Origin of the sequence: [Scytonema hofmanni] UTEX 2349 (assembly GCF_000582685.1) — a bacterium.
GTDB classification, from domain to species: Bacteria; Cyanobacteriota; Cyanobacteriia; order Cyanobacteriales; family Nostocaceae; genus Hassallia; species Hassallia hofmanni.
This window is the reverse complement of record NZ_KK073769.1, coordinates 1,471,503-1,494,895: the sequence shown is the minus strand read 5'-3', so window position 1 is coordinate 1,494,895 and position 23,393 is coordinate 1,471,503. Positions and strand designations below refer to the sequence as shown.

Annotated in this window: 19 protein-coding genes, 11 tRNA genes and 2 pseudogenes; 23 read left to right on the top strand and 9 right to left on the bottom strand. The window is 41.8% G+C overall.

Going from position 1 to position 23,393, the window contains the following annotated elements; all coding sequences use genetic code 11:
• Positions 1-176 precede the first annotated feature (176 nt).
• Together TOL9009_RS0136995 and TOL9009_RS0136990 are read left to right on the top strand one after the other, a co-directional pair.
• Entirely contained in the window at positions 177-872 is a 696-nt protein-coding gene (locus tag TOL9009_RS0136995; protein ID WP_029638742.1) for a PGAP1-like alpha/beta domain-containing protein, read from the top strand.
• Between the two features lie 282 nt (positions 873-1,154).
• Entirely contained in the window at positions 1,155-1,790 is a 636-nt protein-coding gene (locus TOL9009_RS0136990) for a cytochrome b N-terminal domain-containing protein (protein WP_029638740.1), read from the top strand.
• 136 nt (positions 1,791-1,926) lie between these two features.
• On the opposite strand, the gene TOL9009_RS0136980 is transcribed toward TOL9009_RS0136990, so the two are convergent.
• Entirely contained in the window at positions 1,927-3,846 is a 1,920-nt protein-coding gene (locus tag TOL9009_RS0136980) for a cation:proton antiporter (RefSeq protein WP_029638738.1), read from the bottom strand.
• A gap of 512 nt (positions 3,847-4,358) precedes the next feature.
• On the opposite strand from TOL9009_RS0136980, the gene TOL9009_RS0136975 reads away from it, so the two are divergent.
• Positions 4,359-4,431: transfer RNA gene (locus TOL9009_RS0136975), tRNA-Glu, on the top strand.
• Between the two features lie 140 nt (positions 4,432-4,571).
• Here the strand turns inward: TOL9009_RS0136975 and TOL9009_RS41785 are convergent.
• The 5 genes from TOL9009_RS41785 to TOL9009_RS0136950 all read right to left on the bottom strand — a co-directional run bounded on the left by TOL9009_RS41785 (position 4,572) and on the right by TOL9009_RS0136950 (position 10,235).
• Complete coding sequence (locus tag TOL9009_RS41785; protein WP_038298352.1) at positions 4,572-4,820, bottom strand: hypothetical protein; 249 nt, start codon at positions 4,818-4,820, stop codon at positions 4,572-4,574.
• Positions 4,821-5,343: 523 nt separating this feature from the next.
• Positions 5,344-5,979: a Uma2 family endonuclease gene (locus TOL9009_RS0136965; RefSeq protein WP_029638735.1), complete on the bottom strand. Its 636-nt coding sequence runs from the start codon at positions 5,977-5,979 to the stop codon at positions 5,344-5,346.
• 347 nt (positions 5,980-6,326) lie between these two features.
• Entirely contained in the window at positions 6,327-6,899 is a 573-nt protein-coding gene (locus TOL9009_RS0136960) for an SRPBCC family protein (protein ID WP_029638733.1), read from the bottom strand.
• A gap of 19 nt (positions 6,900-6,918) precedes the next feature.
• Entirely contained in the window at positions 6,919-8,901 is a 1,983-nt protein-coding gene (locus tag TOL9009_RS0136955; protein ID WP_038298642.1) for a GAF domain-containing sensor histidine kinase, read from the bottom strand.
• A gap of 998 nt (positions 8,902-9,899) precedes the next feature.
• Positions 9,900-10,235 (bottom strand): ribbon-helix-helix domain-containing protein, encoded by a 336-nt coding sequence (locus TOL9009_RS0136950; protein ID WP_029638729.1) that lies wholly within the window; start codon positions 10,233-10,235, stop codon positions 9,900-9,902.
• A gap of 83 nt (positions 10,236-10,318) precedes the next feature.
• Between TOL9009_RS0136950 and TOL9009_RS0136945 the strand changes: the two genes are divergently transcribed.
• The 3 genes from TOL9009_RS0136945 to TOL9009_RS0136935 all read left to right on the top strand — a co-directional run bounded on the left by TOL9009_RS0136945 (position 10,319) and on the right by TOL9009_RS0136935 (position 11,564).
• Entirely contained in the window at positions 10,319-10,534 is a 216-nt protein-coding gene (locus TOL9009_RS0136945) for a hypothetical protein (protein WP_199341517.1), read from the top strand.
• 102 nt (positions 10,535-10,636) lie between these two features.
• Positions 10,637-11,158 (top strand): HNH endonuclease, encoded by a 522-nt coding sequence (locus TOL9009_RS0136940; RefSeq protein ID WP_029638725.1) that lies wholly within the window; start codon positions 10,637-10,639, stop codon positions 11,156-11,158.
• 16 nt (positions 11,159-11,174) lie between these two features.
• On the top strand, positions 11,175-11,564 hold the full coding sequence (locus TOL9009_RS0136935; protein ID WP_029638723.1) for an alr0857 family protein: 390 nt from the start codon (positions 11,175-11,177) through the stop codon (positions 11,562-11,564).
• 87 nt (positions 11,565-11,651) lie between these two features.
• On the opposite strand, the pseudogene TOL9009_RS0136930 reads toward TOL9009_RS0136935, so the two are convergent.
• Positions 11,652-11,906: pseudogene (locus TOL9009_RS0136930) on the bottom strand (polysaccharide deacetylase family protein); the annotation flags it as partial.
• Between the two features lie 304 nt (positions 11,907-12,210).
• Between TOL9009_RS0136930 and TOL9009_RS0136925 the strand changes: the two are divergent.
• From TOL9009_RS0136925 to TOL9009_RS50270, 15 genes are all read left to right on the top strand, one after another.
• The gene (locus TOL9009_RS0136925) at positions 12,211-12,405 is read left to right on the top strand and encodes a hypothetical protein (protein WP_029638720.1); all 195 of its coding nucleotides are present in this window, start codon (positions 12,211-12,213) and stop codon (positions 12,403-12,405) included.
• A 109-nt stretch (positions 12,406-12,514) separates the two neighbouring features.
• Positions 12,515-12,587: transfer RNA gene (locus TOL9009_RS0136920), tRNA-Asp, on the top strand.
• Between the two features lie 26 nt (positions 12,588-12,613).
• Positions 12,614-12,687 (top strand) — tRNA-Cys (locus tag TOL9009_RS0136915).
• Positions 12,688-12,694: 7 nt separating this feature from the next.
• Positions 12,695-12,765 (top strand) — tRNA-Met (locus tag TOL9009_RS0136910).
• 4 nt (positions 12,766-12,769) lie between these two features.
• Positions 12,770-12,840: transfer RNA gene (locus tag TOL9009_RS0136905), tRNA-Trp, on the top strand.
• Between the two features lie 8 nt (positions 12,841-12,848).
• Positions 12,849-12,921, top strand: a tRNA-Glu gene (locus TOL9009_RS0136900).
• 6 nt (positions 12,922-12,927) lie between these two features.
• Positions 12,928-13,008, top strand: a tRNA-Tyr gene (locus TOL9009_RS48250).
• A 4-nt stretch (positions 13,009-13,012) separates the two neighbouring features.
• A tRNA-Ser gene (locus TOL9009_RS0136895) sits at positions 13,013-13,102 on the top strand.
• A gap of 425 nt (positions 13,103-13,527) precedes the next feature.
• Positions 13,528-13,601 (top strand) — tRNA-Arg (locus TOL9009_RS0136890).
• Between the two features lie 84 nt (positions 13,602-13,685).
• Positions 13,686-13,759: transfer RNA gene (locus tag TOL9009_RS0136885), tRNA-Phe, on the top strand.
• A gap of 6 nt (positions 13,760-13,765) precedes the next feature.
• Positions 13,766-13,840, top strand: a tRNA-Asn gene (locus TOL9009_RS0136880).
• A 580-nt stretch (positions 13,841-14,420) separates the two neighbouring features.
• Positions 14,421-17,474 carry a valine--tRNA ligase gene (locus TOL9009_RS0136870; protein ID WP_029638718.1) on the top strand — a complete coding sequence of 1,018 codons (3,054 nt, stop codon included), beginning with the start codon at positions 14,421-14,423 and terminating at the stop codon, positions 17,472-17,474.
• A 736-nt stretch (positions 17,475-18,210) separates the two neighbouring features.
• Positions 18,211-18,654 (top strand): hypothetical protein, encoded by a 444-nt coding sequence (locus TOL9009_RS0136865; RefSeq protein ID WP_029638716.1) that lies wholly within the window; start codon positions 18,211-18,213, stop codon positions 18,652-18,654.
• Positions 18,655-19,036: 382 nt separating this feature from the next.
• Positions 19,037-19,258, top strand: a complete 222-nt coding sequence (locus tag TOL9009_RS0136860; protein ID WP_313770090.1) for a hypothetical protein — start codon at positions 19,037-19,039, stop codon at positions 19,256-19,258.
• Positions 19,259-19,615: 357 nt separating this feature from the next.
• Complete coding sequence (locus tag TOL9009_RS50270; protein WP_029638712.1) at positions 19,616-20,461, top strand: WGxxGxxG-CTERM domain-containing protein; 846 nt, start codon at positions 19,616-19,618, stop codon at positions 20,459-20,461.
• A gap of 69 nt (positions 20,462-20,530) precedes the next feature.
• On the opposite strand, the gene TOL9009_RS0136850 is transcribed toward TOL9009_RS50270, so the two are convergent.
• Positions 20,531-21,310, bottom strand: a complete 780-nt coding sequence (locus TOL9009_RS0136850; RefSeq protein ID WP_029638710.1) for a glucosamine-6-phosphate deaminase — start codon at positions 21,308-21,310, stop codon at positions 20,531-20,533.
• Between the two features lie 179 nt (positions 21,311-21,489).
• Between TOL9009_RS0136850 and TOL9009_RS0136845 the strand changes: the two genes are divergently transcribed.
• Positions 21,490-22,173 (top strand): HAD family hydrolase, encoded by a 684-nt coding sequence (locus tag TOL9009_RS0136845; protein ID WP_029638708.1) that lies wholly within the window; start codon positions 21,490-21,492, stop codon positions 22,171-22,173.
• Between the two features lie 475 nt (positions 22,174-22,648).
• On the opposite strand, the pseudogene TOL9009_RS46680 reads toward TOL9009_RS0136845, so the two are convergent.
• A pseudogene (locus tag TOL9009_RS46680) lies at positions 22,649-22,810 on the bottom strand (ROK family protein); the annotation flags it as partial.
• Positions 22,811-22,906: 96 nt separating this feature from the next.
• Here TOL9009_RS46680 and TOL9009_RS0136835 point away from each other — a divergent pair.
• Positions 22,907-23,149: a hypothetical protein gene (locus tag TOL9009_RS0136835; RefSeq protein ID WP_029638706.1), complete on the top strand. Its 243-nt coding sequence runs from the start codon at positions 22,907-22,909 to the stop codon at positions 23,147-23,149.
• Positions 23,150-23,393 lie beyond the last annotated feature (244 nt).

The following is a 23,393-nucleotide window of genomic DNA, read 5'->3' as shown; positions in this document are numbered from 1 at the left end:
AATTCAAAAAGTAGTCAAAGCCGCTACTGACAACATTTGCAGTCTGCGAAATTCTTTCATAGTAATTAATTAACGCTATTTCGGCGATAAATAATACTAAAATACCCACTTACTTACGTATAAGTTAGATATTTGGGTTTTCGTGCAAAAATCCTTACTTTTATCTAAATTCTCAAATGCCATTACCGACAGTTATTTTGCCAGGATATTTAGAAAGTGCGATCGCTTACCGTCAACTTGAACAATCTTTGCAACAGTCAGGTTTTCCCACAGTTACAGTACCACTGCGACGGCGCGACTGGATACCGACTCTCGGCGGCAGACCTGTAACGCCTATTTTGCAGCAACTCCATCGCACCGTAAAGCAGATATTGCAACAATATAAGGCTTCTCAAATTAACTTAATTGGTCATTCAGCCGGAGGTTGGATATCCCGCATTTACTTGGGAGAAAAGCCTTACTTAGGACGTGGTGAGTTGCAACCGTCTATTTATTGCGGTCACGATGTAGTTAATACTCTTGTTACCTTAGGCACACCTCATATTAGCCAAGAACGTTGGACACGCTGGAATCTGGATTTCGTCAAAAATAACTATCCAGGAGCATTTTACAAAAACGTTCGTTATGTTTGTGTAGCCGGAAAAACAATCTTTGGGGTCAGACGAATAGGTAGCTGGTTAGCTTATAGTAGCTACCTATTAACTTGCGGCAAAGGTAATACTTGGGGTGATGGTATCACGCCGATTGAAGCTGCTCATCTAGAAGGAGCCGAAAATATTGTCATTGAAGGTGTCAACCATTCCCCCAGAAGTCGAGGAATTTGGTATGGCTCTGAAGAACCGTTAAAAGCTTGGATGCAATATTTAGCTTAATTCATGAAGACGGGAAAGGGGAAGAAAATGTATTGGTATTGCGACCTCACTTAACTTGCGGAGACCACCGTTAGAAGCGTATTTCTTAAACCCGCATGAGAAAGGAATTTTAAAATCACCTAGTGTTTTAAATGACTTCTTCCCCCTTTCCCCTTTTTTCCTTTCCCCTTTCTCCCTCCTCGATAATATTTACATCTACGCCTTAAGACTTATCGATTGTTAATAATTCTTAGTTAAACTGTAATAAAAATACATATAAAACTAAGTAAAGAGGCGATCGCTATGCATTTCCCCCGGTTTGATATAATTGGGCAACGAATATCGACGATATTATCGGTCGCGATTCTGACTCTGACCTTGATTAGTGCGACTACGGGAATTTTACTCTCTTTTTATTATCAACCAGCAGCAGGCGGCGCTTACGAGTCATTGAAAATGATTGATGGGCAAGTGACTTATGGCTGGTTATTTCACAAAGCGCATAATATTGCAGGTAACACAGTAATTATTGTTGCCTTGATTCAAATTGTGGTGATGTTTTTAAGCAGACAATTTCGCAAGAGTTGGTTAACTGCTTGGATTAGTGGAATTTTGTTTACCTTGAGTGCGATCGGTCTGGATTGGACAGCAATGAGCCTAAACTGGGATCAACTAGGATACTGGCGTTTTAGTCTTGAACTAGGAACAATTAAAGCAATTCCTTTCATCGGGCATCAATTACGAGATATCCTAACAGGCGGTGGAGCCATTAGCACCGTAACTATTGAGCATCTTTACACCATACACAGTTATATAGTTTCCGTTGCTGCGATACTTCTTGCGGTGGTGCATTTAGCTAGTACAGTTTGGCAAGAAAAACAAACGCATCAAGAAATGCTGAACTCTGAATTAGGTAATTTACCACAGCAACCGATTTAAGAGGGGGAAAGGGGAAAGGGGAAAGGGGAAAGGGTAAGAAAAAAGAAATACTTGTCCCCCTTGTCCCCCTGCCTCCCCTGCCTCCCCTGCCTCCCCTGCCTCCCCTGCCTCCCCTGCTCCCTGTCCCCCCATTCCCTCAAACACTGGGGGAATCGCTAGGGGAAAGTTCAGCTAACTTTGCCACAGGGACTAGTTCGACTTCTGGTAACTTTTCTGCATATAGGGGGGTGGATTGACTAGCACCAGATAAGCGTTTTAAAAGATTGGATCTGGGGTCATGCAATAGATAGATTATGCGATCGCCTGCTTGCCAATCAATAGCAGCCGGGATTATCTGTAGACGTTTATCTCTTTCTACCAACAACGGCACCAAATCGCCAGCCCGAATTTTATCTTGGATGCGATTTTGTTGGCTGGAAAATTCCTCTTCATCAAGGGTAGTTGTCCCTAACTTCACTCGTCCACTATTGAGATACTCATTCCAAGTCTTAATTCCTAAGTCTGGGACAAAAGCCTGGTCAACTTTATTATCTGCGGATGTGGATGCTTGGGGGTCGCGAGGAAAAACCGCTAAAACACGGGGGGGGTTAAACTCTTCAGCTGCACGTTGAGCTAAAACAAAATTTACCTCACCATTGTTAGTCATAGCTAAAAAAGTTCCCATCGAAGCCAGTCCCGCTTCTTCCAAAACTCCTGTATCTAGGGCGCTGCTAGCAATTACCCGCAGATTTTGTGCTTCCGCTTCTGCAAAACATTTCGGGTCAGTATCAATCATGACCACCGCTTCTCCCCGTTCTTGAAAGAATCGGGCAACCAAAAGACTTAGGGGATTACAGCCAACAATTACCAACCCGGTTGCTTCTTTAGAGGTGATTTGTAACCATTTAGCGATCGTACCTGCTGTTAGCCCCTGACAGAATACTGTCATCAAAATTGTCAGGAAGACTAAAGCTTTAATCGCTTCACCACCGTTGACACCGCGTTTTGTGAGTGCGATCGCAAATAAAGAAGCCACTGAAGCAGAAACAATACCTCTAGGTGCAACCCAACTTAAAAACAATTTTTGCCGCCAGTTGAGGTCACTATTCCAAGTACAACAGAGAATGTTAATCGGGCGAACGATAAACATTAGTACCAAAACTGTAAATAAACTGCCCCAACCCAAGGCAAATACACTGGCAATAGACAAATCAGCCGCTAGCAAGATGAACAGCACCGAGACGCTAAGAATCGTCAATTGACCTTTAAAGCGGCGTAACGAACGTTCTTCTGGCACCGAGGAGTTAGCAAAAACTGCGCCGGCGATTACGGTTGTCATTACTCCCGACTCATTGCGAATCATCTGCGCTAAAGTAAACAGACTCCAGAGCACCGCTAGCACCACTAAATTTTTTAGTTCTAATGAGAGAACATCAGCACGTTTGAAAATCAAACTCATCAAATAACCACCTGCTACCCCAATTGCTGCACCGACTCCCAGACGCAACAGCAAACCGATAATTGCATTGATTGGGTCAGCATCGCCGTTCAAAATTGTATCTAGAACAACGAAAGCGAGGATAGCTCCCACAGGGTCAATTAAAACGCCTTCCCCTTCCAGCAGTGTTGCGACTTGTCGATCTACATTGATTTGTTTGAGCAGGGGACCGACAACGGTTGGTCCTGTGACTACAACTATGGAAGCGTAGAGAAAAGCAATATTCCAGGGAAATTCGCCCAACCAGTGAGCTGCCATGCTACCACCAAGCAGAGTGATGAGCGTTCCCAGAGTGACGAGTAATTGCAGACTAACGGAAACTTTGCCCAACTCGCGCAAATCTAAGTTAAGTCCACCTTCAAACAAAATTATTGCCGTTGCTAGGGCGACAATAACTTCCAATCCTGTGCCTAGTAAATGAGGGTGCAATAACCCAAGTGCATCCGAACCAAGGAGAATGCCAAATACCAACAACAAAACGATGCTGGGTAGCTTCAGATATGCAGCCAGCACTTGAGCGCTAATCCCTGCAAAGACGGCAATCACCATCTGTTGGGTGATTTCAAATGATGCTTCCATGTTTTAGATTTTGAGTAATATATGTCAAAATCTTTGTAAAGAACAGTTAATCTTAACTTTGTCAGGCGCAATACCATATCCATTGTGACTTGCTAAATTCTCCAATGGTTTCATGAATAGTATTTTTTTATACGCTATTTCTTAATTATTCATGAAAAAGTGGCGATCGCTCATCTGGGCATAAAATACAGAAAACATTCTGCCACTGTGCGTTTAGAAGTGAAAAAGGCTAATGTACGGCAGCATTCAGCTTGTGATAAACCCATGACGACTAAGTTGAGGAAATAATGAAAGAATTAAAAACAAATCATAGCCGATAAAAGCACGACTTGTTATAATTAATGGCGATCGCATGACTTGATAACTGCCCTAAAACCACTATGCACACAAGATTTCCGCTCTTCTAAAAATCTCTTGTTCAAGGCATTGTTGGGTGAGTAGAGAATTTTTTTGCCAAACCTGTTGACATCAGATAAAAAATTCGTTATCTTAATAAAAGTCTGGCAAGTGATGCCCCCATCGTCTAGAGGCCTAGGACACCTCCCTTTCACGGAGGTAACGGGGATTCGAATTCCCCTGGGGGTATTTTTGGTATAACCAATAAATACTAAGTAAAAAGTTATCTAATGCTTTGTATTTTGAGGCTTAGTTGAGAAATTGAGATAAATAGTTATGCGATCGCTCTTTCCCACCATCTGAGAAATGTTATCGCACAACCACACCCATCAGCAGTGGCGATCGCGATTGACATCGTGGATAGTTTTCTCCAGATACCAACAGCTTGTCTTACCTGGGTGTAGTTTTTGCTGTTGGTCAAGCAAACGAAGGGCGATCGCGCTGTCACCGCAAACTAAACTTAGTAGCTGCTTAAATTTGGTAGGGTCAATCGATATCTGGCTAGATTGTTGTGGTATTTTGTTGCCAGTCCATTTCAGCGATTTCAAATCGGGTAGTGGTTGCTGTATTGGTTCCATAAGATTGAGTTAAAGTTCCTCAATCCAATTTGCGGGATAGTTGCGGTTTTAATCATCCGTCAATATTCGGCATTTAATTTAAAGAAACCGTAAAGTTGTTTGGAGCCTTCAAGCTGGAAAGATATCTACAGCAGATTGCGTTTTTATTGAATACACGTAGAGACGTTCCGGCGGAAAGTCTTTACAGGGTTTTGGGTTTTATGCATGTACCTCATTTACCTGAAATATGCTGTATAGTATCGTTTCGTAGTCAGCATGTTTTGTGCTATCTAATAGCATGACAGGCTTATTAGATATATCCCACATTCCGCACCCCCACTGTCACAATCGGTAATTACTGAAGGAAAAATCTAAATTAAGAATAAAATTATATATTTAATCTAAAAACTATTGTGGTTCAGGAGGCATTAGACCAAGGTTAATTTAAATCCCAAGGAGGTTTTGTCAGATTAAATAAAGCTTTTAATGGGAAGTTATCAGAGATTTTGGTGCAGATTAATAATCAATTATGGCAGGATGTGGGTTAGTTAGCCGCATCAAAAATCTGTTGTGAGGTTAAATTTAATTCGGGAAAAGTAGGTGATAAAATCGCGGTGTTGCCTTGAAACGGTGTCATTTTATATTCACCATCAACTAATTCGCATACAAAAATAGTGGGTTGTTTGGGATTGCCGATGAACTTTCTTGCACCCAACGCAGCATAATCGGCAATCCAATATTCAGGAATACCCATTTCTTCTCTTCGAGACGCTACGCGAGCATAATCCCTAAATTTATTGTAGTAATCATCTCGCCAGTTAGTTGAAACAACTTCAATAACTATTGGAACTGATGCCGCTTGGCTTACTGTAGACTGTTTTTGAAAAAGCGGTTCATTGTCGAGATTATCAAGATTTAGCAGCAACACATCAGGTGAATAAGCGGATTCGGCAGAAGGAGTTTTGACTAATGCGGTTTTGGGTATAGTGTAGGGAAGGTTCAGGCGATCAAACTCGACAGTTAGCTTACGGGCTATAAATCCTACAACTTTCTCATGCGCTCCAGTTGGGGGTGGGATTTCAACAATTACTCCCCTGTGCAATTCATAGCGTTTACCATCGTTGGGATACCATTCGCTAAATTCATTGAAGGTGAGTAATTTGGGCAAGGCTTGAGTCATAATCTTACCTCCAGATATCTTTTATTTTATCAAAATATTGACAATTTCCGTTGGGATAATTCAATGTATTTTGACTATCTTAGTGTTAATTAACCGGACATGATATAAGGACGCTTTGTGCTGACTACGAACATGAAATTATGCGCTAATTGCGTAAGATATAATATATAATAATTTGTTATATACAAACAATTGGATATCTTCCCCAGCCTTGCAAATAGTAACTAAGTACAGCATTTCATAAGTTCATGACGAAAATTTATAACAAAAACTCTGCGTCACTTTGCGCTTACCTCCGCGCTACGAGTGCGTTAAAAAACGCGCTCGTTAAAAATGCGATCGCTGTACTAAGTAGCTAACTCCTCTACACGCTGACGAATCGCTAGCAGATTTAACTGTAGGTCATTTTTTAACCGACGCTCAATCAGTGTGACTGGCATAATAACTTTAGTCCAAATATTGATTGTGTAGCAAAGATTAGTTCCCATATCTTCACCAACGCAGTAAGGTTCTAAGCACCAGCTACCAGAGTAGTCTTTAAAATCTCCCTCTACCATTTGGAAATTAATTTTTTGCTGAAAGCATTCTTCCAAATCTAAAACAACACGCGCACAAAAGTTGAAATTTAGCACGCGCTGAGAGCCAACTTGCTCTAGTCGAATACCGCCGGTAGGATGAGCTAATCGACGACTTTTGGCAAGATTAGGAATGAATTCAGCTAAAGCCTCATAATCTGTCAGGACTTTCCAAACGTGTTCAACTGATTGGGGAATTTGGATCTTAGCAGTAATTTGTCGCTTTCGCTCTGCTATTTTCTCAATTTTGACTTCCACATCGGTTGTTAAATTCTCTTCTAGGTTGGTGTCGTCACTAGTAGAGTTCAAATCAAAGTCTTCTGTTGTATTGTGTTGCTCAGTCACTGTTAAAATATGGTTTGCTTTATTCCGAAAATTGGGGCAGAGTTAGGGTGAAGCAAATTTTGCTCAAGTTAGAGTCCTCAATTGGAATGCTCTCAACAGCGATCGCTCCATTTAAATGCTCTACTAAAGACTTGACTAAAGCAAGTCCCAAACCTGTACCTGGAGTCCATCCTCCTCCTCGTCCTCCTTTGCCGCGACGGAACCTGTCAAATATGTAAGTCGCATCTTCATCGGAGATACTAAGTCCGGTGTTAGTTATTTTAATAATAACTTGATCGATTTGTTGCTCAACTTGTTGATAGACTTGCAGTTGAACCACAGAATCCCGTTGTGAGTATTTACTCGCATTCGTGAACAACTCTTGCAGAATGCGGTTAAAACTTTCTACTTCAGTTTGTAGAGTTAGTGATTCTATAGGTAGATTGAGGGAAATACTTAATCCTTTAGTTGCGAGTTTTTGCTCAAAAGATGCTGCTACATCTTGAATTTTTGTATTTAAATCGATATTTTCATATTGTGGGCGTTCATGATGAGTATCTAACTTTTGAAGTGTCAACAAGTCATTAATCAAGTTAATTTCTTTAGTACACTCGCTTTCTAAGATATCCACATACTTAGCTTGACGCTCTGGTGCTATTCCTGGTAGACGTAAATTGCGGATTGACATCAGCATATTCGTCAAGGGATAACGCAAGCGATCGCTCATATTACTCAAAAATTCATCTTTGAGTTCATTCAATTCTTGCAATTGATCAACATAACGGCGCATCTTATCGTGCAATTTTCCCTGCAATTCCAGACTACTTTGTAGTTTTGCTGTGCGCTCATCTACCAACATTTGTACTTGGCGCAGTGTCTGTGATTGAATTATGGCATTGCTCATTTGAGCGCAAATCATTTCCATTATATTTAATTCTGCAAAGTCCCAATTGCGAGGCACTGCTTGCTGAAGCACTAAAAACCCGATGATTTTGCCTTGATTCTCCAATGGTACTAATAAGATCGCTGGCAGTAGATCCAAAGCAAACACCGGAGCAATTGAAATACCACTTTGGTCTATATTTTCATTTATAACTACTGCTTTTCCTGATGTGAAGACGCGCTGGCATAAACCACACTCGGAAACAGAGAAAGACTTATCTAAAGTTTCTAGTTGAGCGGTGCGGGAATTTTCGTCTCTAGACCATTCAGCAACAACAGTTGCTCTTGCTTTGGGAATTTGTTTTTTAGGTTGAGTCTTAAATAGCGGATCTGTATATTTTAGCAGTATGAGCATACCGCGATCGGCTTGAAGACATTCTGCTGTGGAGGCGATCGCTAACTGAAGCATTTGATTTAACTCCAGGTTGCTGCGACTAAGTATTGTCAATTGCGTGATCAAGCTTTCATGCTGGGTGCTTTTAGCTATATATTTTTCTTGAGAAGCAATTACCTGTGCTTGTGCTACTTGGGAAAAAGCGATCGCGCAAGACGATTCCACCGCTTTTAGGAGTTGTTTTTCTGACTCACTCCAATCATGGGGATGAAACTGTATCAGACTTATCACCCCGTTATTTTTGCCACCAAAGCGTGTGGGAATTGCCAAAACCGCTTTAATCGGTAACGGTAAATATTGATATCCTATTTTCAGACTATTTCTAATAGTTGAAATGTCCTCAATCGTTGGTTCTGAGGCACACTGCACCTGTTCGGTTGACAATATCTCATCTGGATGCGGCAAGCCTAAATATTTTGACGCACACCAATTAGCAGTAATTGCCTGATCAACTCCTTCACCAGTTACTGGAACTAAGCAGCAAGAATCAACTTGAAACGTGGTTCCTAATAGTTCGGCAATCTCTTGCAGCATCGTTGCTGGAGCCAAGCTCTTGGTAATGATTTGATGAATATGACGTGCCAACTCGTTGGCTAGGTCTTCCGGATGCTGCATCAACTTGACTGGGTATTGTTGTCGATCTACTTCATCTTGGCGCAGTGATGGCGATGATAAAGTTTTTTTCATTGCTGGCACACTGTTTGATAATAACCCCATCCTCTTTTTACCCAACCTCCTGGCATTTCTTTTACTTTTTGTTTTGTAGCTAGCTGCACCTAATGATTCGCTTTCCTTGCGATGAAAACTTTCTCTCACCTGTTATAGCCTCTTTTTATTTCAGATCACCAAATTACTGGTATATTAAATAATTTTATACTTAGTTTCCAAAATACCACTTATAGAGTGAAACTCCGAAACCAGTTAATTTCTAGCTCTTATGTATTGAGTTAACTTACTAACTTGGATTTAGAATATCCTGTCTTCAAGTATACATAAACAGTAATTTCTCTATAATTTAGGCAAAAACTACATAATTTTATTACGAGTTAACACTGAAGCTTTTTCGGCAATTTTGTAATATTTGTTTCAATATTGCTCAAAGCCTGAAACTACATAATTTTATTACGAGTTAACACTGAAGCTTTTTCGGTAATTTTGTAATATTCGTTTCAATATTGCTCAAAGCCTGAAACGAGGTATTTTCGTAAAGTCTGGGGGGAAGCTTCCCCAGCGAGCTTTACGTCACTGCACAAGATAATAAATTTGAGAGCGTGCGTAAGTCCTAGTTTTTACGGATTGCTTAGGCAGATAGTAAAGAAGTTATAAAGTTTTGAAGAGCAAAAATTTTTTTGGCTACAATCATGTTGTCATCTGGTAACTTAGTTTCTGCTCCACAAAAGAGTCACTACTAGGACTTACGCACTCGTTACCAGAAAACAAGACTTTGAGATTGCTTCCTTGCGTCGATAGGGACGGAAATACGTAGTCCGTGCGTAAGTCCTGACTACGAATAGACGGTACAGGCAACCGCTGAGTGCACTCACCATTTTTTTGTTGCCAAATTGGTCACAAACATTTGGATTTTATGAAATTTATTTATTTTATTAATAAAAATTAATTCTAATATAGCCCAGTTACCACCAAACATACATGGGTAACTGAGCTGTATTTACATGAAACGAGAGTTATCCAACCAAGCTTTCGACACTTAGAGGAACCATATCGCCATTCCTCGTCAGTCCTAACAACATAGGCTGTTGGGGTTGAATTAATTGACCTGTGAGCACACAGCGTTCTTCTTGTTGAGCAGTAGCGGCTATGCTGGCTCGAATATCAGATCGCGAAAATCGGGGTTTCCACTCACCTGATTTTTGCTGGACATAATTCCAGAGTATATCTCGGATCAATGCCTGATATCCCTGGCTGCCGGCTAATTCTTTGAGTTTATCTTTTAGTTCGCGTTCCAGACGGATGCTGGTAACTTCCATATCGGTGGTTGGCGTGCGAGCGATCGTATGCATCACTTTTTCTCCTTATAGGTATGGACAGGATAGTAATACAAGTGTAGTATGTTTAAAGGAATGTTCAATAGGTGAAATTTTCTGTGAAATCCGTTTACCCAAACTCTACTTCTTCGCGTGCTGCCAATTGCCGATTCAGTTGGGAATCAGCCGCTATGGGAGTGGAGTATTTATTTATGGGTGAAATTCGCCATAATCAACGGCAAATCACAGAGGGTAATCATGATTTTAGATTTCAGAGAATTAGTGGGCTGAATGCAGCACTAAAACAAAACCAAGCAAGCGGGAGGTACAGATAGCAAGATGCTGTACCGATATAAGACCAGAACACTTTCCGGTCAATTTCCAACCCCCGCTTCACAAAAAGAAGAAGCGGGGGTTTTTTAATAAGGAGTCAAGCTGTGACGAGCGCTTTTAGGCAAGTGTTAGAGCAATCCGTGGTGGTTTTTTCGCAAAATTACTTGCCACTGTGTCGAGTAAATATCAAGCGGGCGATCGTGTTGTTAGTAGCGGATAAAGCTGAACCGCTAGATTTTATTGCAGAAAGCGGATGGCAAGTCCGCTCACCTAGCTTGGTACTTTATGTACCAAAACACATTCGCTTGAAAATCACTTCTAGTGAGCGTGTATGGAAAATTCCGCCGGTAAATCGGCGCGAAGTGTTGCGAAGAGACCATCACAGTTGCCAATATTGCGGTAGCAGCAAACATCTAACGCTGGATCATGTGATTCCGCGATCTAAAGGTGGTTTGCACACTTGGGATAACGTAGTCACAGCTTGTGAGAAATGTAACTCCCGTAAAGGCGATCGCACTCTGTTTGAAACTGGTATGCAACTGCGTACCAAGCCAAAAGCACCAGTTCATCCGGCTATATCTTTTGCCGAACAGTTCTGGCGCTCGGAACAAGCAAACCTGGAATAACAGGAGAGCATAAGGAATGTTGAAATTAATTTACACTGAAAAAAGCTTTCACTTAGAGTGTCTAACTCAGTCTTTGGAGCAATGGGTGCAAGGGCGAGTTATTTTGGCACTGCGAGTCGGGCAATGTCTGTGCGTAGAGCCGAGTACCGCTTCCTTTTTGCTTCCTGTTGATTTACCAGGAGTAGAAGCGCTAAAAGCTGAGGTAAAGCGCAACGTCTCAGAAATCATGGCGTTGTCAGTTTGTGATGCCGAGTATTTAGAAGTTACTCTGCGGGGTTCTTGGATATCAAATGGTTCCGAGGATGCGGAGGGTGTCTTCGTCACAGCGATGAGCGATCGCACTGAGTTCTTTGTACACAAACTTTGGCAAGAAGCGCAAAAAAGTGCTTCCATCGTGAGCGAGTGAAGAGGGGACTCCTTGGGGACTCCTTGGGGACTCCTTGGGGACAAAGAGGAATTTGCTTCCCCATCTCCCTCATTCCCCCCATCTCCCTCATCCCCCGTCTCCCCCTCTCTCTTTAAGGAGTTCGGGAACTGTGACAAATCGGTAGCCTTGCTGTTTGAGTCCGGTGATGATTTGTGGTAAGGCTTGCACAGTTCTTTGGCGATCGCCTCCACCATCGTGCATTAAGACAATTCCACCTGGTTTGGCATCTCTTAATACATTGCCTCCAGGAGGACGAAATAAAGAAGTTTTGACATCAGCAATGCGCTCAATTTCACTCTTTGCCGTGGCTTGATCCATCCGCTAGTTAATTGCTCTTTCTTAGTTGGGGCAATACTACAAACTGTTACAGAAAAGGCGATCGCGACAACACCGAATATCTTTTGTCGCTTTGAGTGGTTGTTTGTCACGTCAGTTTATCAAAAACTCACCCAATCATAAGCTGTAGTCACACTTTATTAGATGCGTTTATTAGTTCAAAGTCACATATAGAAGTGTTTTTAGACAATCTAAAAAAAACTTTCCTAAACCCCTTGACATTTTTTGTAGTATAATTGTAGTATACATGTATGAAGCGAGAAACAAAGCTTATATAGGATTAAAAGCAATGTTTTGCATACAAGCAGCACAAAAAAGCTGGGATAAACCAAAGTCCCCAGTAAACAAAGCTCCTCCTACTTCCAAATTATCTGAAGTAGAAGGAAGAAATCACAAAAGTTCTCAGTTTGCACGCATCAAAACCACCGAATACATACGTAATACACAACAGGTTTATTACTTAGAGCGTCGGTTGTTTTGCTAACAGTTAAAAGTAATTTTTCTGAACCTTGAAAACTAAATATGAAATGGGCAAATTCACCAAAAACCTGTGCCTAAAAGTCTAAAATTTTAGGCACAGATTTCAAAAATATCGGGGTGTAGCTCAATGGCTAGAGCGTTCCGTTGTCTGCGGAAATGTTGCGGGTTCAAATCCCGTCACCCTGATTGAAGTCCTGTAGGGACTCCCAAATGGCTGAGTAGCTAAGTGGTTGAAGGCGTCGCTCTGCAAAAGCGAATATCGTGAGTTCAAATCTCACCTCAGCCTCTGGTGTCGCAGTGTAGCTTAATGCAAAGCCCCAAGCTCATACCTTGGTTGATGCGGGTGCAAATCCCGCCACTGCTACTAAGCAGGGATAGTGTAACGGCAACATCACGCTCTCCAAAAGCGTTGTTCTAGGTTCAAATCCTAGTCCCTGCGTTACTTCTGCCCTCGTAGACGAATGGTTAAGTCGCTGCTCTTTCAAAGCGGAGATTGCGAGTTCAAATCTCGTCGGGGGTATGATTTGGGTCGGCTCGCCTATTGGTGTAGGCAGCGCTCTGTAAAAGCGCCCTTTATTGATTGCAGGTTCAATTCCTGCCCGACCCACTGTGGAGAAGTGGCTGAGTGGCTAAAAGCGTCTTCCTGCTAAGAAGAAACGGGTGTTTAATACCCGTCGCAGGTTCAAATCCTGTCTTCTGCTACACAAAACTTGGTTAAACTTATCTAAGTCTTACCATTCAATCAAGATTGCTCCTCAAGGGTCTGCTTCCTGCTTCAACCAAGGTCGTCGGCGAGTTCTTGTCCACAGGCGTAAATTCGGCTCTAGCCGAGCCTAATCGAGATTAAATATGGTTGCTGAACCACACAAAAATATTGGTTGAAGCTTTTAGCTATGAGTCACCCACTATTTTCAACCAATTTAACGAAACGTGGACTTTCCGTTCGACCTTGTAACAGGCTGGTCAGTTTTGACAGAACTGCGGTTTACAAACCGAATAATTAAGCCTTGGTTTTCGGCACTGATTCAAGACTACCAGCAATTTATAACGCTGTCAACTTTCTCACTTTGAGTAACCATGAATAACTGTCTTCCAATAATTTGACGATTTAATCTATCTCCGCCTTGATCGCGTGGTGTAACTGGATAACATCTCAGTCTACGAAACTGAAGAGTGAAGGTTCAAATCCTTCCGCGATCGCCTTACATGGGACAGATGAAGTAGTGGCTGATTAGTGTTGAATTAAACCAGTCCACTAGATAAAACTTATCTCTCCTTCTTTATCCCCCGGTAGCTCAGTTGGTAGTAGCGTCTGTCTGAAGAACAGAAGGTCGTCGGTTCGATTCCGACCTGGGGGGCTTCGTTGCCCCATAGCTCAATGGTAGAGCAAGCGGCTGTTAACCGCGAGGTTGTAGGTTCGAGTCCTACTGGGGCAGCCATTTATTTAATTGCCGGGTGGACGAATTGGCAAAGATGTTTGCGATTGGTTGCAGGTTCAATTCCTGTCACCAGCCCCAGAATTTCGCCATCTGCCTGCGGCTATGCCAAATTTGTATAGTCGATTGAGGAGTGTAATATGACTGTAATAACTGTGACCAGCCCCCTTAAAGGGGCAGGGCTGTTTCATTCGACAAGGTATGTATTTTGTCAAGACCATTGGCGATAAATATTTGGGCTTTAGTCATGAATTGTTGACCAAATTGAAGCCTAATATTGAATGCCTTGCTTATTTTTCATCTCCTGAACCCTTGATTTTTAAAGCCTTTTAGGGAATGAAACAGCCCTGAGCGATCGCTGTTAGTTCTTTAGATGAATTTCTCAGCAGTCTTTCATAATCTTTCCCAGTGCGATCGCCCACATCACCCCATCATCACAAGTGCGATCGCTGCACCAATCACAGCATACGCTAACCCATCCACTTCCTCACTTGGTTCTCTTCTCTTGGCGTCTTTGGCATCTTGGCGGTTCGTTTCCATGTGGCAAAATTTATTAAAGTCCATCTTCCTTAGTTTTCCCAGCATGACGGCAACAAATTCAAATCTCCCCAGTCTCTACGATCCATTCTCCACGGAAGCCAAATGGCAGAAGTTTTGGGAAGAAAACCAAATCTACAAAGCTGACCCCAGCAAAGGTGGTGAACCCTACTGCATCATGATTCCTCCGCCGAATGTCACCGGCAGTTTACATATGGGTCACGCCTTTGAAAGTGCGCTGATTGATACCCTGGTGCGCTACCACCGCATGAAAGGATGCAACACCCTATGGCTCCCCGGAACCGACCACGCAAGTATTGCCGTCCAAGCAATTCTGGAAAATCAACTTAAGGCTGAAGGTAAAACTCGTTACGATTTAGGACGTGAGAAGTTTCTAGAACGCGCTTGGCAGTGGAAGGGGGAATCTGGGGGAGCGATTGTTAATCAGTTGCGACGCTTGGGTGTTTCCGTTGACTGGTCGCGGGAACGGTTTACTTTAGATGAGGGTTTATCGAAAGCTGTTTTGGAAGCTTTTGTCCGCCTTTACGAAGAAGGGCTGATTTATCGGGGTGAGTATTTGGTAAACTGGTGTCCGGCTTCCCAGTCGGCGGTGTCTGATGTGGAGGTGGAAAATCAAGAGGTTAATGGTCATCTTTGGCACTTCCGCTATCCGCTAACTGACGGTTCTGGTGATGTGGAGGTGGCAACGACGCGACCAGAAACGATGCTGGGTGATACGGCTGTGGCGGTTAATCCTAATGATGACAGATATAAGCATTTAATTGGCAAAACGGTGACTCTGCCAATTATGAATCGGGAAATTCCCATTGTTGGCGATGAGTTTGTTGACCCGACTTTCGGGACGGGTTGCGTCAAGGTGACTCCGGCACATGACCCAAATGATTTTGAAATGGGTAAGCGTCACAATCTGCCGTTGATCAATATTATGAATAAAAACGGCACTCTCAACGAAAATGCTGGGGAGTTCCAAGGACAAGACCGTTTTATCGCGAGAAAAAATGTGGTTTCTCGCTTGCAAACAGACGGCTTTTTGGTGAAGATTGAGGATTATAAGCATACGGTTCCTTATAGCGATCGCGGAAAAGTCCCCGTTGAACCTCTCCTCTCTACTCAGTGGTTTGTCAAAATTCGTCCCCTCGCTGATCAAGCGCTGGAATTTCTCGACGATAAGGACTCCCCGGAGTTTGTCCCCCAACGCTGGACTAAGGTTTATCGTGATTGGTTGGTGAAGCTGAAAGATTGGTGTATCTCTCGCCAATTATGGTGGGGACATCAAATCCCCGCTTGGTATGCTGTCAGTGAAACCGATGGCGAAATTAAGGATAATACGCCGTTTATAGTGGCTAAATCAGAAGCTGAAGCATTAGATAAAGCAAGAACACAATTTGGGGGAAATGTCAAGCTTCAACAAGATCCAGATGTGTTGGATACTTGGTTTTCTGCGGGATTGTGGCCCTTTTCAACTTTGGGATGGCCCGAACAAACTCAGGATTTAGCGACTTATTACCCCACCAGCACCTTGGTAACTGGCTTTGATATTATCTTTTTCTGGGTAGCTAGAATGACAATGATGGGTAAGCATTTAACCGGGGAAATACCGTTTAAAGATGTTTACATTCACGGGTTAGTATTAGATGAAAATGGGCAGAAGCAGTCTAAGAGTAAAGGTAATGGCATCGATCCCCTGCTACTGATTGACAAATATGGCACTGATGCCCTACGCTACGCAATGATTAAGGAAGTAGCGGGTGCAGGTCAAGATATCCGCTTGGAGTACGATCGCCAAAAAGATGAATCAGCATCGGTGGAAGCGTCTCGCAACTTTGCTAACAAGTTGTGGAATGCAGCACGGTTTGTGATGATGAATTTGGATGGGCTGGGGACTAGGGACTGGGGACTAGGGACTGGGAAAGAGTCTTTGCCATCCCTGGAACTGAGCGATCGCTGGATTCTCTCTCGTTACAACCAAGTTATTAGCCAAACCCGCGATCGCATCGAAAACTACGGACTAGGTGAAGCTGCAAAAGGACTTTATGAATTTATCTGGGGTGATTTCTGCGATCAATATATTGAATTGGTGAAATCTCGCTTGCAATCATCTGCCGATCCCGCATCGCGCAAAGTCGCACAGCAAACCTTAGCGTATGTTCTCGAAGGCATTTTAAAACTACTTCATCCTTTAATGCCTCACATCACTGAGGAAATTTGGCAGACTCTGACCCAACAACCAGAAGAATCACCGCAAACGATATCTTTACAAAGTTATCCACAGGTGGAGACAAGTTTAATTGATCCAGCTTTAGAAGAACAGTTTGAATTGTTGATTGGTACTATCCGCACAATTCGGAATTTGCGAGCGGAAGCGGATGTTAAACCAGCGGTAAAGGTAACGGTGAATTTGCAAAGCGACAGTGCCAAAGAACGGGAAATTCTTACCTCTGGACAGTCTTATATTAAAGATTTGGCAAAGGTTGAGACTTTAACTATAACTGGCGAACTTCATCAACAAACCGTAGTTGCAAAAAACCCTCTCAGAGGCTTGAAGACAATTGGTTTGATCATTGTGGTGTTTGTTTTTATTCGACTGGGTTTCGTTGTTGCAGATCAAATTAACAACATTCCTATTTTAGGAACTTTCTTTCAAATGCTTGGTCTAGGTTATACAAGTTGGTTTGTCGCTGAAAATTTAGTGCCGGCTAAAGCTAGACAAAAGTTATGGGATACGTGGTTCAAAACCACTACTGAAACTAACATGCGGGTGATAGAATCACTACAACCACAAGATACTACTGAAGCGATCGCTGGTGTTGTTGGTACAGTACAAGTGCTACTTTCTCTGGATGGTGTCGTAGATATAGAGGCATTAAATGGCAAAATACAAAAACGCCTCAGCAAAATAGAAGGGGAAATTAACTCACTCACTACCCGGTTAAATAATCCCAAATTTGTGGATAAAGCCGCTCCTGAGGTAGTGCAAGCAACGCGGGATGCTTTAGCAGAAGCTGAAAAACAAGCAGAAATTTTGCGCGTAGACGCAGAGCGGCTTGTCGCAAGACATCGCCTGCGTGGTTTAGCATAACCACTCATTCAGAGTTAGGAGTCATGAGTTGATTTTTTTAATTCAAAACTCAACAAACGAAGCTAATACCGATTTCATATGAAGATGCATAAAATTAGCTCACCTAGGTAAGCTCAGAACGCGCAATACCCCAGGCTTTCATCGCCTGAGGGCGTTATCTGCTCCTCACTTCTAAACGCCCAGTTGCTAAACTTTGGCAACCAAAGCACGCAACTGGCTCCTCTTAACTTTTACCAAAAGTCAGCTAAAGTATGAAGTGTAAAGTATGTTCGCGTTGGCGAAGCCTCTCGTAGAGAAGCGTCTCCCTCTAGGAGAAGGATGAACGAAGGCACTTATGCAGAGGGCAGAAGGTATGTTCAGATGGGGAATAGCGACCCCAACTGAACGAAGACGCCGTGTAGACGGCGGGGTTTTAAACCCCCTGTTCCATGATTGTCACTTTCTGTGGGCAGGAATCAGAATTCCCTTCAGCATAGCTGCCTCCAGCATAACTGCCTTTCCTGATAAAGTGAATCAGTTGTCTATCTAACGGTTTCCTTTCTAGCGCAAACTGATGAAAGACAGAGGGTAAGACCCCATAAATAATGGTGCAGAAAAAATGATGCCGTATAAAGATAGCGCTATGCGTCTTATTCATATATCTTTTTTCATGATTAGATAAATAATGGTGCAGTACTATGATTCTCTTTTTCTCAAATTCATCCTTTATCTTTTATCCTTCATCCTTTTTTCGGTCATGCTCTATCTAGCTCAGGTGCATAAAAACAAATTTCTCGATCAGTATCAGTTGCGTTTATTGGCACGTCAGGAAGCTGACAGTTTCTGGGCGATAATCCCAGAAGAAGCTTTCATTCTCCTGGGAAAAGGCATCTCCATAAGTGAGAAATTGCTCGTTTTAGTTGAGCTTTCCTCCACAGGAGACATCGAAAGACTCGAAGACGCCACCAATTGGGTAATGGATTTGGTACAAACCTACCTCACCACTGGCATCACTCCGCAATTTTTGCATCAAGAAGCTGAAAGAGCAGAACAGTGGCGGCAATCTTTAACTTTACAAAACCAAGAACTAGCGCGTCGTTCCCTAGAGTTAGAAGCGCGTCGCGAGCAAATTCAGGCTCTAGAAGAAAGTCTCAAACGCGATAAAAACGGTAATCACCGTGAAGAAGATTGTGGCTCTTAATCGCAGTGGAAATAGATTTTAGACAACAAAGATAACAGTTTTCTATTTCTCTGGTGTTTGAAATACCTTTCCATAGGCAGATATGGGTATTTCTTGGTAAAATAGTATAGAATTTTTCTAGGATTTACATAATACTGTTAATAAAAATAAATATAAAAATACTCCTTAAGTTTGATATAAGACATACTTTTAGTATGAAGTTGTAATTTGCAAAACCATAGAAAATGTATAAATATCAATAAACATCGACCGCTATGCTTATTATGCGTTACCCAGAACCCTTGTAGAGACCTTAAATTTAACGTCTCTACATCTTGTTCGGAGAAGTCTAATAAATTCTCTTTGGCTGGGGAGACGATTATGTTTAAATTGGAGAAATTTTATGATGACGCGAGACATTATTTTTTGTTTACAAGAAGCCGCTTTGCAGTTTATCTTCCAAAAACCATCTACCCCTAAAAATCCTTCTGAATGTTTCATAAATCCTCCCTGTGGCTGTACTAATCCAGGAAAAGAACTTAAGTGTGAAGAGTGCCCTGAGCTTGAAGCTTGCTTGTCTGGTTTTCAAATTGCAGGAAGTTATCGAAACACTAAACACTTTTAGAAAATAAATATGCGTTATTCAGAATCCTAGAGATGTAGCAGTGCTACGTCTCTAAATTCTTTTTCACGCATATGAATAATATAAAATATCAACCTAAAGATGGTTGCAGCAAGTAACCAGAGCGCGATCGCTTGCTAATATTTATGCACTAAGTAATTGTCTGAATGCCAAGACAATATCTACGCAAATGTTTATTTTTATATATTCAAATATTTTAAAACTTTTTTTTGCATAACTTAAGTAAGATGTTCAACTTAGCTTAAGTTCATATTATTTAATAAAGCTGGTTAAATTGATATCGCCGTTTTCTCCAATCAATAATCTTAAGAAATCCAAAACTTTTAAGGAAAAATAAACATGAAGACTTTTGACTTATCTAAAACCGTTTTGGCTAGTGTCTTTGCCGTCAGTTTAGCCGCTATATCTTTACCAGCTTCTGTTTCTGCTCAAACTGGCAGTTCAGGTAGTGGCACTGGCACTGGTACAACAGGTACAGGTACAGGCACAACAGGTACTGGCACTGGTACAACAGGTACTGGCACTGACACAACAGGTACTGGTACTGGAAGTTATGGAACTGGCACTGGTACAACAGGTACTGGCACTGACACAACAGGTACTGGTACTGGAAGTTATGGAACTGGCACTGACACAACTGGTACTGGTACTGGAAGTTATGGAACTGGCACCGGCACAACTGGTACTGGAAGTTATGGAACTGGCACTGACACAACTGGTACTGGTACTGGAAGTTATGGAACTGGCACCGGCACAACTGGTACTGGAAGTTATGGAACTGGCACCGGCACAACGGGTACTGGAACTGGTACAGGCATAACTGGTACTGGTACAGGCACAACTGGTACTGGTACTGGTGGCATTCCGGGTTCAGGGACAACAGGCACTACAGGTACAGGCACAAGCGGTACTACGGGAACAGATAATACTGGTGTAGGAACAACAACAGGTACTGGTACAACCGACGGCACGGGAAGTGGTACAACGAGCACAACGGGTACAACGGGTACAACGGGTATAAGTACTACTACCACGACTTCCACTGAAGTAAGACGCGATCGCCATTCTAACTTGGGTTGGCTAGGGTTGCTTGGTCTTGCTGGTTTAGCAGGTTTAGCTCGCAAAAAAGAAGACAAAACGGTTTACCGCGATCCGAATGAAGTCACAAGTTCTCGTAGATATTAATTTAGTCGGCATTTAATTAGAACTCACAAGTTAGAAGTCGAAGTTATAACTTCTAACTTGTAAATTAAATTATGACTCTAAAAATGCTGAACCAGAATTCACATCTAAAAATAACGTTGCCTGCGGTTGTTGACGTAATATAGAAGCGGGACAGTTAATGTTAACTGACCTTTGTAACATCTGCTTTACTACCTGAGCTTTACGTTTTTCAGGTGCAAGGCAGATGATTTTTTTAGCAGAGCAAATCATTGGGATGGTGAGGGTAAAAGCGTACTGGGGTACGTTTTCCAGATGAGGAAAATAACCAGTGTTGACTTGCTGCTGACGGTTTGCTGTATCGAGTTTGACCAATTTCACGCTATATGAATCGTGAAAATTTGCTACAGATGGATCGTTAAAAGCTATGTGTCCGTTTTCACCAATTCCGAGACAGCACAAGTCAATTGGTTGTGCTTTGAGTAAATTGGTGTAGCGATCGCACTCTGCCAAAGGTTGTAATGCATCACCTTCTATATAATGAAATTGCTTAGGCTGTACTTTTTTCTCTACACGCTCTTGCAAATAGTGCCGAAAACTCGCAGCATGGTTAGCAGCAATTCCTAAATATTCATCTAGATGAAACATCGTCACTCGTGACCAATCTACACCACCTAACTTTATCAAAGCATCCAAAAATTTAAGTTGAGAGTTACCTGTCGCTAATAATATAGTTGCAGAATCGTTTGACGTCAGAACCTCTTGTAAATACTTTTGTGCGATTTCTGCTGCATCCTGTGCCATTTCGCTTTCAGAGTTGTAAATCTGCACCATTAGATCATTGATGCGAAAAAATTTTGTGACGGATAACATTCGATTACAAGGGATTTGTTCAAAATTGTCCTATCGTCGTTAGAGACGTTCCCCCGGAACGTCTATACAATATATATGATTTATCGGACATGATATTAATCATATTTATTTTTCTTAGTTAACAACAATGTAAACTATCTACATCAACGTTACAATATTTTACATTAAAGCAAAACACCATGCTGAGTGCAATCCTCTTTGACCTAGATGGAACTATTGTTAATACTGACCCTATCCACTACATAGCGTGGCGGGAAATGCTTAAAAATTACAGTATAGAAATTGATGAAAACTTCTACAAATCAAGAATTAGTGGGCGGCTTAACCCTGCAATTATCAAAGACATTCTGCCACAATTATCACCCCAAGATGGGGTAAAACTTGCCGAAGAGAAAGAAGCACTTTTTCGTGAATTTGCCCCAGATTTGCAACCGCTAGCCGGATTTTGTCAACTTCTAGAATGGACAAAGACACATCAATTAAAACGAGCTTTAGTAACTAATGCCCCTAGATTAAATGTACAATTTATGCTAAAAGTTTTAGGAATTAAAGAAGCTTTTCATACAGTGGTGATTGCAGGAGAAGATATAGCAGGTAAACCAGATCCTGCACCTTATCAAGTTGCCTTGAATAATTTGGGGATACAAGCAACGGATGCGATCGCTCTGGAAGATTCTCCCTCAGGTATTCGTTCTGCTGTTGGTGCAGGAATTTGTACAATTGGTATTGCTTCCACCCACAATCTCTTAGTATTACAAGAAATTGGCGCATTTATGGCAATTCCCGATTTCACAGATTTGCAACTGTGGACATTGCTTAATTCGTTGATTGATGAAGATGTGAATGCGATCGCGCAAGCTTAAAAATAAAAGGTGAAAATAGATGAAACTATTTTTGCCTTTTAGATGAGTGACTTTTATACTGTTAGTCAGTAGGGTGCGTTAACGCAGTAACGCACCATATGTAAGTTCAAGATGCTAAGTTTTTCTAAGGTATTGCGATCGCCTACAATTCCCACACCGTTATTAACCAATACGGTTCAGTTAAGGCTCGAATAGCTGTAAAATAGGCATTGTTTCCAAAAACGGAAATCAAGTTCGGTGCATCTTAAAAAATTCTCGTTAGTGTCTCCTAAGATACAAAATACGAAGATATTCAAAGTGATAGAGGTTGCTATCCCAACAACTTCAATCGAACAAGCGATCACTAAAACAAAAGTTGAAGAGGAACGTTATCAGAACTAAGTTGTATTCAAAAACGAAGAGGCTTAATGATAAGAAGTAGCATTAATTATTTCTCTCTTGTGACAGTTGAGGTGCGGAATGTGGGTTATATGCAAAGTGAATGGATAAGCGATCGCATCATTTCTAAATCGCTGCTAGCATTCGCATTGGTTGGTGAAAAGCGACGTTCATAACGCAACCATCGTTGAGAACCGAGATTTACCACTGCTGCTGCCAATTTAGTTCCACCAAAATCGAGCGCTAAAATTAATGTCACAGTCTTTTATGCTCCTCCCACACCATCACTCTCAAGAAAGATGTTTGTTATCTAGATATGACAAACACTAAAATAAATAGCGTTTTTTAGCAACTTATGACTTTTGACAAAGCAAAACCATTCTTCGATGTGTCTAGTGCCAAAGAACCTCCTCGCTCTCTCAATCTAGATAAAGAAGCAGATCCAATTGAAGCAAAACAAGTGAGTGAACAAAGCGAAAAAGAGCTAAGCCTTGACGATTTCATTCATGAACAAGAAAACTTAGAAAATGTTGGAGAGCATCAAATCATAACAGCACATATTCCGGGAGGGGGTATTATTCCATCTGAAAATCAATAATCTTCACTTATTCAATCACCTGTCTTTGAGTCAAATACTTGACCAATAAACTGTTGAAAAATAGAGTATGAATCAATATTGTTTATTTGTCAAACCTCCAGATTTTCCGGATACAATCGTACTAAAAACAAAAGCCTCCTCTAATTATTTAGAGGAGGCTTTTGTTTAATTATCAAACCTGGCATAGAGCTATTTTGGCGTAGGGCTACCCCTAGACTATCGTCGCCGCAGCAGCGTTTCACCT